Source organism: Desulfosporosinus orientis DSM 765, from assembly GCF_000235605.1.
Taxonomy (GTDB): domain Bacteria; phylum Bacillota; class Desulfitobacteriia; order Desulfitobacteriales; family Desulfitobacteriaceae; genus Desulfosporosinus; species Desulfosporosinus orientis.
On record NC_016584.1, the window covers coordinates 1,136,326 to 1,148,591 of the forward strand.

Below are 12,266 nucleotides of genomic sequence, written 5' to 3' on the forward strand. Positions count from 1 at the left end.
AAGAGAAAGTGTGGCATAAGCTAAGAACTATGCAGCGAAGCTGCAATTGGATTATACCTATGCCAATAATGGCAAAGAGATTTATCAGATAGGTATGAATACAAAGTTTTCTCTGCTCTTTTCTTTTAGAAACAGGACGTATGGGAGGGGTTGTTTTGGAAATGAAAATTGGAGAATTAACAAAAAGAAATTTTGCCACTTGTCTTGGTTCCCAAACCATAGGTGCGTTGTTAGAAGAAATATATTATAAACCCCTTAGTTATGTCCTGGTTATGACGGGTAAGACAGTTAGCAGGGTGTTCCATATTCCGGATTTGTACTGGGGAATGCCATTGGGAGAAAAAAATACTTTAGATAATATTTCAGGTTCAAAAGAATTTATTGAGCTTTCTGCCAAGGAAGACATTGGGGTTTTATTAAATATGGAACATGATTTGGCTGTGGTTTTTGATGATGACCATCAGCCTTTGGGTGTGATTGATAATGTGCCGATGATAAACAAATTACTACAATTTAAACGTTCGCGCAATAAACAAATAGGATTAGACTATTATGAATTTGATAATATTATTGATTCCTTGGATGTAGATGTTTTTATCACGGATGGAGAGGGGTATATTCTTTTTCTCAACCCGGCGGCAGAAAAGGTCTGCGGCATTATGAAAGAAGAGGTTATTGGCAAACACGTCACAGATCTGGAAAAAGAAAATTTGATCTCGAAAAGTATTACTATGGAAGTGATTAAGAATCGCAAAAAAATAAATATTCTGCAAAAGATGAATACGGGAAAGACGGTCTTGAGCTCGGCTATCCCTATTTTTAATGAAGCAGGAGAAGTAAGCCGGGTTCTATCCACTTCTAATAATGTAGCAGACATGAATGAGCTGTTGAAAAGAATTGAAAAGCAAAATCAAGAGTTGGTCGTTAAAGAGCAACAGCTGGATTTAATGCGGGAGGCAGTGTTTGGCAGGAACAATTATGCTTGCTTCAGCAAAGGAATGGAAGAGATTAAAGAAACCGTGATAAAAATCGCTCCCACGGATTTAACGGTTTTGATTCAAGGAGAATCTGGGGTTGGCAAGGAAGTGGTTGCTAAATTGGTGCACAGCCTCAGCTCACGAACTAAGCATCCTTTGGTAAAAATTAATTGTGGCTTGATTCCTGAGAACCTAATTGAATCCGAATTATTCGGATACGAAAGCGGCGCTTTTACTGGTGCCAATAAAGCCGGAAAGATTGGTAAAATCGAGATGGCTGATCAAGGGACCCTCTTCTTGGATGAAATTGGGGAAATGCCTTTGCTCCTGCAGGTAAAGTTACTGGAATTCCTTCAGGATCGGGAGATCACTAGGGTTGGTGGTACCAAAAGGATCAACATTGATACCCGGATTATCGCAGCAACGAATCGGGATTTGAAAGAAATGGTTCAACAGGGAAAGTTTCGGGAGGATCTTTATTATCGATTAAATGTTTTTCCCTTGCGAATTGCCCCTCTGAGGGAGAGAGCAGAAGATATTTTGACATTTGCTGAATATTTTTTGGGGAAATTCAACGATAAATATATACTAAATAAGAAAATGGCCCCGGATGCTCTGGACTTATTAGCCAAATATAATTGGCCGGGCAATGTCAGGGAATTTGAACATGTCATGGAAAGAGCCGTTGTCATTAGCAATACCGATCTGATTGCAGCAGCCGAAATAAATGTTTTAATAGATATCAAACAGGAAAGCGGAGGTAAGATTTTTTCGACCGGTCTGATGCCCTGGAAGGTGGCAAAAAAAGAACTGGAAAAGCAATTAATAAAAAGAGCATATGATATATATAAATCCACTTATAAGGCCGCGGAAGCTTTAGATGTTTGCCAATCCACAGTGGCTAAAATGCTGAAAAACATGGCTGAGTAAATTTTTACTTAGATAAGTAAAAGAATACTTAGGAGGAAAAGCCCTGGTATATAGACTTATATCTGAAAATTGCAAATAATGAATAAAAAATTCATTACGTGTATTTATAGCTTTTGGAAAAACCATGGAATAGAGCAGTATATGTAGGAGAAAAAAGGTTGGCAAGCTTCTTGCACTAATTATGAGTACCCAGTTGTTCATCTCAAATAATGGAGGTGAGTTTCCTTGGCTCTTAAGGAGGCTACTTGGGAAATGATACCAAACCGGAAAATACCAACAGGGAAGGGGTTTTAGATGTTAATTGTAGGGGAATTAATCAATACCAGTATATAATGCTTATCTAGGATAATGCGGACAAGTGATGATGTACAAGTCTGCTACTCGACAGCACTTGCTGTCTAATCCTGACTTTGCCGACATACTGTTTTCCCCCAGAGGCTTTCGCATGAGGTAAGTCGGTTGTCTTACACCGCATCGCAGAAGCGATGATTTCCATGAAATATATATGAAGCGCCAACGTGCGCACAAAAGGAGGACTAGATTATGAATAATTTAAAAAAGTGGTTGGCTCTTTTTGCTCTTTCCTTCGGATATGCCTCTATTTTTATGATTCCCTATGCAAAATACGTGTTTTACGATCCTATGATGAAAGCTTTGAATTGTACCAATTTGGAGTTGGGGGCTTTGGTCTCTGTGTATGTTTTTGTTGGAATTTTTACATTTGTTCCGGGAGGATGGCTTGCAGATCGCTTTTCAGCAAGAAAAATCATAACCATTTCTTTGGTAGCCCAAGGAATTTTTACAATCTGGTTTGGGTTGGCAATGACTATGACTGTAGCCTGGATTGTTTGGATTAGTTTTGCCTTTACCAATTGTTTTGCATATTGGTCGGCTGTTATCAAAGGTGTGAGATTACTGGGAGATGAGAAAAACCAAGGTAAAACATATGGACTCTTTGAAGCCGGCTTTGGGTTGTCCAGTGTAATTGTTGGCTCTATTGCCCTTGCTGTTTTTGGCAGGTATACGGACCAAATAGAAGGCTTTAAAATGGTAGTGTTCGTATATTCTGGATTATGTATTTTGGCAGGGATTCTTACTTGGAGCTTATATGATGAGTATATGGTTGAAACCAAAGAAGTGGCACCTAAAGTAGGTCTCAAGGACGTATTTTATGTTTTAAAACAACCCATTGTTTGGTTAATTGCGATCGTAATTATGACAACATACGGGTTATTTGTCGGGCAGACTTACCTGACTCCCTATTTGACTGCAGTTGTAGGTATTACGGTCACATTTTCCGGAGCACTGTCGCTCATCAGGTCCTATGGTGTGAAATTATTTGCTGGCCCTCTAGGGGGAATTATTGCTGATAAAATGAAATCTCCTAGTCGAATGTTAGCTGTTGGATATGTGATAATCATGGTGTTCTTAGTTATATTCCTTAATTTATCTGGTGAACCATCCTTGAACATTGTTATTGCCTTAATGATGACGATCGCCGTTGTGGGAGCTGGAATGAAGGGTGTCATGTGGTCTATTGTTACAGAAGCTAATGTTCCTCGTCATTATACTGGTTTAGCCATTGGGACAGCTTCCATTATCGGATATCTTGCGGATATTGTTTTAGGACCACTATTTGGCTATTGGATGGATACTTACGGAAATGCCGGATATAATTATCAGTTTGCCTTACTGATTGGCGTGTGTGTTGCGGGTTTTGCAGCTGCATTGGGTATTATTATATTGAAGAATAAGGCATTTTTAACGGAGGATGCTGGGAACGCTAGAAAGAAGATATCAGCATAAACATGATAAGATTAATTAATCTAAAGGTTGCCAAAATTATCATGACAAGATACTTTTTTGATTTAACAATACTTGGTTTTTACCGGAAATAAACTGCTGCTAAAATACTTGTCTTTTTGGCGGCAGTCCTTCTTCCATGAATCCGTGAATTCGTTTTATGACCACATATGACCTCTTTTTTGGCTACAACTTCAATTATCCGAACACAGGTGCGGGAGGCTTCGCCATTATCCCAACCAACGTTAGATCATTGCTGGTGTAATATTGTGTCGATGGGGCGGCGGAGTTAACATAGGTGTCAAGCTCCGTTGAGCCGATATCCGTCCATCAGTTAACAGTCGTTAGAGGGATCGATTACGATTAGAAAAGCTCTTTCGGGATCAGAGATCCAAGCTGCATCAGGGGTTAGGGTTACTGTATAGACGTTAGGATTCTTGGTTGGTGTAACATCTATGGTAACCGCCTGACTGGTCTGCTGGTTATGGTCATACATATAAGAACGAGGGAACATATTTGGTGTCTCTGCCCTTGGTATCTTTAAGGCCAAAAGAGCCATCCTCTTGAGGAATGGGGGTTAACCCGGTCAGTATTAATTTGAAGGAGAAAGAGGCCGTCGTTTTAGCATCTTTTAAAATAATGTTCTCCTTAAGCCCGTCGGAAAAAGGTTGATATTGTAAATCTGTGCTTTTCAGGATATCGGGAAAAGTTACAGAATTTGAGTCGTTTAGAGCAGTACTTTTCGAAGCGTTGTTCATGTACTAAGCCAGCGTACTGTTTTTATCCGGTTTTAGTTTGGCCAGGAAGGCCCTCTTGAGAGTCTTTAGCAAATTGAGGCTGAAATGGGTTGTCTTGACTGCGAAAAGCAAAGGTTTTGTTGGCAGAAGAGGACTCGATTTTGTTAGAGATATCTCTTGCCATTTGCCAACTGAAAATTTAGGGTTGTAGAGACAGCTCTTTGTATGGTAATATAGGTCTAATTTAATTGTTTTTGTTTAAAAAAGCTTTGTTTGGCAAAGCTTAAGTAGGATGGATACTCGTAGCAGATGTATTAGTAAGAATAGTAGGATGGGAGCGATTGGAAATCGAGGCACCCTCTATTCAGGGTGCCTTTTTGTTGATTCCAAGGCAGGAATTAAGCGGGTAGGCAAGAGACCGGGATAGACAAGTAAAAAAGTGTCTTTTTAAGGTCTCCCTAAATAAATTAGACGGTAGGATGGTTGGAAAGGGGAAAACAAAATGATTATTGTCATGAAAACTGGTGCGACGGTAGAACAGGTTGAAGAGGTAGCAAAAAGGTTAACGGATGAAGGCTTAAAAATCCATCTCTCCCAAGGTGTGGAGAAGACGCTTATGGGCGCCATCGGGGATCGCCAGCGCATTAAGTCCCTGGACTTGGAAGCCCTGCCTTGGGTGGAAAAGGTGGTACCCATCCTGGCTCCCTACAAATTAGTTAGCCGGGAGTTTCACCCGGAGGACACTATTATTCGGGTGGGAGGCCAGGAAATCGGCGGCAAAACCGTCCATATCATGGCCGGTCCTTGTGCCGTTGAAAGCAGAGAGCAGATCTTGGAAACAGCGGCAGTTGTCCGGGAAAGCGGCGCAACTTTTCTGCGGGGCGGGGCCTTTAAACCCCGGACTTCTCCCTACTCCTTCCAGGGGCTGGAGGAAGAGGGACTGCGCTATATGGCGGAGGCTCGGGAGAAAACCGGTCTTTTAGTGGTGACAGAGGTAATCGATGCCCGGGATGTTGGGCTGGTTGCTGATTATGCCGATGTGCTGCAGATCGGTGCCCGGAATATGCAGAACTTCATTCTCCTTAAAGAAGTTGCTAAATGCGGCAAGCCCGTTCTTCTAAAACGAGGACCATCCGCTACCTTGGAAGAATGGATGATGGCAGCGGAATATATTATGGATGGCGGCAATTACCAAGTCATGTTTTGTGAGCGGGGCATTCGCACCTTTGAAAGTTACACCCGCAATACCCTGGATTTAAGTATGGTTCCCGCTTTGCATACCTTATCTCACTTGCCGGTCATTATTGACCCCAGTCATGGAACGGGCAAATGGCATCTGGTTCATCCCATGGCTAAGGCGGCCCTGGCAGCAGGAGCTGACGGCTTGATTGTCGAAGTTCATCCTCAGCCGGAAAAAGCGGTTTCCGATGGCAAACAGTCTTTGACTCCGGAAAAGTTTCAGCGGATGATGGCCGATTTGGGAAGGCTGGCCCCTGCCCTGGACCGTGAGTTAGGGAGTGTGAGCCAGAGTGTCGGCTGATGGTTTTAGAAACATGGAGAATGGGGAGACATTATCTCCTGGATGGTGCGGCCTTCGAAACCCGAAGGCTTGTATCTTCGGGTTAGGTTTGATAGGCGGGTCTTGGGCTGGAGCTTTGCACTTAGCCGGTTGGGATGTTTCCGGCATTGATTCGGAGGAAGACAGTATCGATGAAGCAATAAGGCGAGGTTGGCTGCAGACAGGTTGGACATCTATGCCGGAATATTTAGATGTGGATTTAGTTGTTTTAGCACTTCCTATCCATGTTTTAGAGGCAGGTCTTCGGCAGTTAGAAGGCAGGGTTTCTAAGGGAGCCGTTGTTACAGACGTGGGAAGTATAAAGGTGGAGATTTGCAGTAAGTCTGCAGATAATCAAGAAATTGGAAATAATTTTTATTTTATAGGCGGACACCCGATGACCGGATCTGAGCAATCCGGTTTTAGAGTGGCTACCGCTGACCTTTTTAATGGATATCCGTATGTTTTAACTCCAGCTGCCAATTGTCCTTCCCATGTGGTTGAAAAACTAGTAAACATTGTACAGGGTTTTGGGGCTAATGTGATCATTCGTCAGCCATCCAATCATGATAAAGAAGTGGCAATGGTCAGTCATATACCTCATTTATTAGCAGTAGCTTTAACTTTAGCAGCACAGGATGCTTCTCATAAAGAGGTATCCCCTTTTACCGTGGCTGGGCGGAGTTTTCGGGATATAACCCGTATTGCGGACAGCTCCCCGGAGATGTGGAAAGAAATCCTGGTAAGGAATGCAGATGCAATTCTTGGGGGGCTTAATCTTTGGGAAGAAAGAATTAAGGAATTAAGAGAATACCTTGAACAGGGAGACGGAGAGAAGATCGCTGAAGCTTTCCGAAAGGCTCATGCAGCGCGTGAACAGATTAATTAGGGGGTCAGTTTCTATGGGAGGCGAGTTTATTAAACCGATTGCCAAATTGGGCGGTCAGATTAGGGTTCCCGGAGATAAGTCCATTTCTCACCGGGCTGCCCTCTTTGGAGGGATGGCCCACGGAGAAACTCATGTTACTAATTTTCTCTTGGGACAGGATTGTCTAAGTACTCTGCGCTGCTTAAAACAGCTGGGAGTGTCCTGGGAGAGAAAGGATACGGAGGTTTGGATCCGGGGCGAGGGCATGGAAAGCTGGCAGGAACCGGCTGATGTCCTGGACGCAGGTAATTCAGGGACGACCTTTCGTCTGATGCTGGGAGCATTAGCAGGAAGTCCTTTTACCATTACCATGAATGGAGATGAATCTCTCCGTACTCGGCCCATGCGCCGGGTAACAGACCCGCTCAAACAGATGGGTGCTCAGATCATGGGACGGCAAGGGGATAATCTGGCCCCTATCACTATGAGGGGCGGTCAGCTGGAGGGTCAGGCTTTTAAAACGTCAGTGGCTTCAGCGCAAATTAAGTCGGCTATTATTTTAGCAGGCATAAGAGCGAAAGGGGAAACCAGCGTGGAAGAGCCGCTCCTCTCTCGGGATCATACGGAACGCATGCTCAGGGGCTTCGGAGTGGATGTGCAAAGCCGGAACACCTTAGTCAAGGTTCAGGGGGGCGGACGTTTACAGGGTCAAGGGGTTTCTGTACCTGGGGACATTTCCTCAGCGGCCTTCTTTCTGGTGTTGGGAAGCTTGGTTAGACAAGGCGAAATCTTCTTGCCTAATGTAGGCATTAACCCCACCCGGACGGGAATTCTGGATGCCTTAATGGCTATGGGTGCGGATATTGAGATTCTGGATGAAGCGGAAATCTGCGGTGAACCCCGGGCTACCTTGCGTGTACGCCCGGCCCAACTTAGAGGAACAGAAATATCGGGAGACATGATCCCTCGTTTAATCGATGAGATCCCCGTCCTGGCTGTAGCGGCAAGTCTGGCTGAAGGAGAAACCCTGATCAAAGATGCCGCGGAGTTAAGAGTAAAGGAAACGGATCGAATCAGTACGGTGGTTAAGGGCCTGCAGGCCCTGGGTGTTAAAGCGGAAGAGCTGCCTGACGGCATGCGTATTCAAGGACAGCGGACACTCCTGGGCGGACAGGCCAGCAGTTTAGGAGATCATCGCCTGGCCATGGCTTGGGCTATCGCCGGCCTGCTCTCTCAAGAAGGAGTCAGTGTGGAAAATATGGCTGCCGCCGATGTTTCTTATCCTGATTTCTTGACTGTGATCAAGAAAGTAGCTGGCTGATGTGATTAAAGAACAAGAAATATCCAAGCCTAAGAATGACAAAGGCTTTTTATACGGTCTGAGTCAATCTTTTACCATCGTCATCGGTTATACCCCTGTGGCTATTACCTTTGGCATTCTAGCGACTCAATTCGGCCTGACCTTTTGGGAGGCTGGATTGATGTCTTTCTTTGTATACGCAGGTGCTTCTCAGTTTATTGCCATCGAGATGATTCATCAAGGGGCAACCCCTTTGATGATCGGCATTACCACCCTTATTGTCAATATCCGGCATTTGTTAATGAGCCTATCCGTGGTTCACTTTTTTCCGGAACGGACACTTCCCTGGTCAATGGGGCTGTCTCAAGGGTTAACCGATGAAACCTTTGTTCTTAATACCAGGGTTATCAAGGATATCGAAAGGGAAGAAAACCGCCGGTGGGTTATGTTGGGCATTAACTTAGGAGCTTTTAGTACCTGGGTGACTTTTTCCATGCTGGGTGGGCTGATCGGCAAATGGCTGCCGGTTGAATTTTCAGGTTTTCAATTTGCACTTTTGGCCTTATTTATTATCTTGACGGCCTCGTCTCTGTCAAAACAGAATTACCTGACCTATATCCTGGCTGCAGTGATGGCGGTTGTTTTCAAATTGATCATTCCGGGAAAAATCTATCTGATTATTAGTGTTGCTTTGGCCGCAGGCATAGGTGCCTGGTGGCGGGGACGGAAAGCAGGGAACTGGCAGGGATTTAAGAATCAAAAGGGTATCTGAGATAGCTTTATGAGGGAAGGAGTGGTTGGCTGTGTCCGTCCAACTAGCGGAAACCATATTCTTAATGGCTGTTGTCACTTATGGTGCACGGGTTCTGCCTTTTCTTTTGTTTAAAGGAAAGAACGTTCAGGGCTTTGCCCGGGATTTCATTGAGCTTGTGCCCATTGCTTTACTGGCAGCTTTAGTTGTTCCGGAACTTGTAACCTCCGGCGGTACAATTTCTGTCCTACATAACCCTTTTCTCTGGACCGGCATCCTGACTTTTCTCTTTTCCAGGTTCGTGCCGAATCTTTTTCTGGGAATCGTCTTTGGAATGGCTATGTTTTGGGGATTGGACAAATTCCTTGCATAATTATTTTTCAGGGCAAAGCAAAAAAGCTTTCTGATCATCATGTCTGGAACATCATGATCAGAAAGCTTTTTGCCGTTTTTGGCCTACGGTTGATTTCCTAAAAACTCATCATAAGCTTGCTTGATAGATCTTCCTAATTTATCAACTAATTCTATAACATCTGTTTCAGTAATCACTAATGCTGGTGACAATTGTAAACCGTCATCCATTAACGGCCGCAAGGCTAAACCGTTTTCCCAAGCGATTGCCGATACACGCTTGGCAAATCCAATCTCAGGGCCAAACTTGATCCTTGCAGCATCATCTTGAACGAGCTGTACCCCATTGATCAGACCAATACCCCTTACTTCCCCTATACAAGGCAGGCTTAAATCTCTTATGCGGGAACGTAATTGTTCGCCAACAACACGGGCGTTTTCGGCTAGGTTTTCTCTTTCAACAATCTCAATATTCTTAAGAGCTACGGCACAAGCCACCGGATGACCACTGTAAGTATATCCATGCATAAAAATACCGTGGCTTTTAATAGGTGTGAAGACACGTTCGGAAATTCCAACAGCCCCCATAGGAATATAGCCGCTGGTAATTCCTTTGGCCATCATCATGATATCGGCTTGGACTCCGTAATGGAGCATACCGAACATCTTGCCGGTACGGCCAAAGCCGGTAATTACCTCATCTGCTATAAACAAGACATCATACTTATCGCAAATTTCGTGGATTCTTTGATAATAACCGTCGGGAGGAACGATTGCGCCTCCGGTTCCTATGATAGGTTCGGCAGTAAAAGCGGCTACGTTTTCCTTGCCCAGCTCAATTATTTTTTCTTCCAGAGCCTCTGCACATTCCAGATTACATTGATCCTGCTCCTTACCCCAGGGACAGAAGTAACAGTGAGGGTGCTCAATGTGGTGGAAGGCCGGAACTAAAGGTCTGAATCCGTCCCAAAAACCAGGCAGACTGGTGGCACTTACGGCACCATAGGAAACCCCGTGATAAGCTTTGGTACGGGCAATAATGTGATGCTTATTGGGCTTCCCTTGTAAATACCAATACATACGGGCCAGTTTATAAGCAGTATCATTTGACTCTGAGCCCCCGCTGGTAAAAAAGATCCTGGGGTTATCCATAGGGATCATGCCGGCAACTTTTTTGGCTGTCTCAATAACCAAAGGATGAGAATAGCCATTAAATGTTTGAAAATAAGACAGCTTTTCCATTTGTTGTTTCGCTGCTTCTGCCAGTTCAGTCCGGCCCAGACCAACATTGTTTAACCATAAACCTGCGCCGCAATCAATAATGGTTTTTCCTTCAATACTTTTTAAGCGGATTCCACAGCCTTCTTCAATAATTTTAGGTCCGCCCCAGGATTCCATATCCACTATGGAGCTTGTCGGGTGCAAAAAATACCTCAGGTCATCTTTTTTCATTGCTTCAATTTGAGTGTCTGTATAGCTCGCCATATTAACCACCTTCTTCTTTTTGATTAACAGCAATTCCTTACTTAGCATCTAGAAGTTATATACCACTAGTTTAGACTCTGTCATTTCCTGTATGGCATATTTTGGGCCTTCCCGTCCGATGCCGCTCTCTTTAATGCCGCCATAGGGGGCCTGATCAGCACGATATAGAGAAGTATCATTAATGATAACCCCGCCTACTTCCAGTTTCCTTGATGCTTCTGCTGCTATTTCAATCGAGGATGTGAAAATACCAGCCTGCAGGCCATAACGAGAATTATTGGTAATTTCTACGGCTGCAGCAAAATCTTTATAAGGAATCAAGCTGACAACGGGAGCAAAGATTTCCTCACAGACGACCTGCATATCTGCTTTAACATTGGTCAAAATCGTAGGCTCAAAAAGGGAGCCTTTTCTTTTTCCACCGCATAATAAGGTGGCGCCCTCTTGGATAGCGGCAGATACCCAGGCTTCGGCCCTGGCTGCTTCTGTTCCGCTGATCATTGGTCCAATATCAGTCTCCGGATCGAGGGGATTGCCCAGAATGAGCTTTTTGGTTTCCTGGGCAAGTAGATCCGCGAATTCCTGGTAGATATCCTGGTGAATCAGCAGTCGCTGAATAGAGATACAAACCTGTCCGGCGTTGACAAAAGGCATGCGGCTGCATAAGGAGGCAGCTTTAGTCAAGTCCGCATCTTTATGAATAATGGTTACTGAATTAGATCCCAACTCCATAGTGGATTTGCGCAGCCCGATGGTTGAGATAATCTTCTTTCCCACTGGGGGAGAGCCGGTAAATGTGTAGAAGTTAATGCGCTCATCCTTCAGTAAAAGATCTCCCACATCATTGCCGCCGCCTACGACCAAATTGAGATAACCTGGCGGCAGTCCGGCTTCTTCCAGGATCTTGCAGAGGTTAATTGCAGAAATTGGGGTAGCAGAAGCGGGCTTTAAGACAACGGCATTACCGGCTGCTAAGGCAGGAGCTATTTTATGAGTTGCCAGATTAAAGGGAAAATTAAAGGGGCTAATGGCACAAACAACACCCACAGGGACTCTGATTGTATAGGCTAATCTATTTTCAGAGCCTGGAGCGGCTTCCACTGGAATAACCTCACCACTAATGCGTTTAGCTTCTTCCGCTGCAATTAGAAAGACTTGAGCAGCCCGCATCACCTCAGTTTGAGCGTCTCGAAAAACTTTGCCTGCTTCACGTGTTATTGTCAGTGCTAGGTCGGCTGCTTTTTCGAGGATCAACCTGGATGCTTTTGACAAAATATGGTACCTTTGATAAGGAGAAAGGGTTTTTAAGTGAGAGGCTCTTAAGGCTGACGTAACTGCATCATCGACTTCTGAAGGTGATGACACACATACTGTAGCAAATACTTCCCCGGAATACTTATCGACAACTGGCATCGTATCTTTCGTTTCAATCCACTGTCCATTAATGTAGATAGGATAATTCTCTGGCAATTATATTCCCTCCTTAACTCTTAGTGTTTTGGACAT

The 12,266-nt window shown here is 44.3% G+C and carries 10 protein-coding genes; 7 read left to right on the forward strand and 3 right to left on the reverse strand.

The window, feature by feature from the left end; all coding sequences use genetic code 11:
• The first annotated feature begins 161 nt into the window (after positions 1–161).
• Together DESOR_RS05475 and DESOR_RS05480 are read left to right on the forward strand one after the other, a co-directional pair.
• Positions 162–1,907 (forward strand): sigma-54 interaction domain-containing protein, encoded by a 1,746-nt coding sequence (locus DESOR_RS05475; RefSeq protein WP_242832516.1) that lies wholly within the window; start codon positions 162–164, stop codon positions 1,905–1,907.
• A gap of 543 nt (positions 1,908–2,450) precedes the next feature.
• Entirely contained in the window at positions 2,451–3,713 is a 1,263-nt protein-coding gene (locus tag DESOR_RS05480) for an MFS transporter (protein ID WP_014183617.1), read from the forward strand.
• A gap of 331 nt (positions 3,714–4,044) precedes the next feature.
• Here DESOR_RS05480 and DESOR_RS28660 read toward each other — a convergent pair whose 3' ends face one another.
• Positions 4,045–4,260, reverse strand: a complete 216-nt coding sequence (locus DESOR_RS28660; RefSeq protein WP_148265230.1) for a hypothetical protein — start codon at positions 4,258–4,260, stop codon at positions 4,045–4,047.
• Positions 4,261–4,949: 689 nt separating this feature from the next.
• Between DESOR_RS28660 and aroF the strand changes: the two genes are divergently transcribed.
• From aroF to DESOR_RS05510, 5 genes are read left to right on the forward strand one after another with little or no spacing between them, the layout of a single operon-like run.
• On the forward strand, positions 4,950–5,987 hold the full coding sequence (gene aroF, locus DESOR_RS05490; RefSeq protein ID WP_014183618.1) for a 3-deoxy-7-phosphoheptulonate synthase: 1,038 nt from the start codon (positions 4,950–4,952) through the stop codon (positions 5,985–5,987).
• Between the two features lie 13 nt (positions 5,988–6,000).
• Positions 6,001–6,894, forward strand: coding sequence for a prephenate dehydrogenase (locus tag DESOR_RS05495; protein WP_042331955.1), 894 nt, complete (start codon positions 6,001–6,003; stop codon positions 6,892–6,894).
• A 13-nt stretch (positions 6,895–6,907) separates the two neighbouring features.
• On the forward strand, positions 6,908–8,194 hold the full coding sequence (aroA, locus tag DESOR_RS05500; protein ID WP_014183620.1) for a 3-phosphoshikimate 1-carboxyvinyltransferase: 1,287 nt from the start codon (positions 6,908–6,910) through the stop codon (positions 8,192–8,194).
• Position 8,195: 1 nt separating this feature from the next.
• Entirely contained in the window at positions 8,196–8,945 is a 750-nt protein-coding gene (locus tag DESOR_RS05505) for an AzlC family ABC transporter permease (RefSeq protein WP_014183621.1), read from the forward strand.
• Between the two features lie 31 nt (positions 8,946–8,976).
• Positions 8,977–9,297 (forward strand): AzlD domain-containing protein, encoded by a 321-nt coding sequence (locus DESOR_RS05510; RefSeq protein WP_014183622.1) that lies wholly within the window; start codon positions 8,977–8,979, stop codon positions 9,295–9,297.
• 83 nt (positions 9,298–9,380) lie between these two features.
• Here DESOR_RS05510 and DESOR_RS05515 read toward each other — a convergent pair whose 3' ends face one another.
• Together DESOR_RS05515 and DESOR_RS05520 are read right to left on the reverse strand one after the other, a co-directional pair.
• Positions 9,381–10,760: an aminotransferase family protein gene (locus tag DESOR_RS05515; protein WP_014183623.1), complete on the reverse strand. Its 1,380-nt coding sequence runs from the start codon at positions 10,758–10,760 to the stop codon at positions 9,381–9,383.
• 48 nt (positions 10,761–10,808) lie between these two features.
• Positions 10,809–12,230 carry an aldehyde dehydrogenase family protein gene (locus DESOR_RS05520; protein ID WP_014183624.1) on the reverse strand — a complete coding sequence of 474 codons (1,422 nt, stop codon included), beginning with the start codon at positions 12,228–12,230 and terminating at the stop codon, positions 10,809–10,811.
• Between the last annotated feature and the right edge of the window lie 36 nt (positions 12,231–12,266).

Coding starts and splice junctions, on each gene's coding strand:
- DESOR_RS05515 (WP_014183623.1), bottom strand. CDS start 10,760: ATGGCGAGCTATACAGACACTCAAATTGAAGCAATGAAAAAAGATGAC.
- aroA (WP_014183620.1), top strand. CDS start 6,908: ATGGGAGGCGAGTTTATTAAACCGATTGCCAAATTGGGCGGTCAGATT.
- aroF (WP_014183618.1), top strand. CDS start 4,950: ATGATTATTGTCATGAAAACTGGTGCGACGGTAGAACAGGTTGAAGAG.
- DESOR_RS05480 (WP_014183617.1), top strand. CDS start 2,451: ATGAATAATTTAAAAAAGTGGTTGGCTCTTTTTGCTCTTTCCTTCGGA.
- DESOR_RS05495 (WP_042331955.1), top strand. CDS start 6,001: ATGGAGAATGGGGAGACATTATCTCCTGGATGGTGCGGCCTTCGAAAC.
- DESOR_RS05475 (WP_242832516.1), top strand. CDS start 162: ATGAAAATTGGAGAATTAACAAAAAGAAATTTTGCCACTTGTCTTGGT.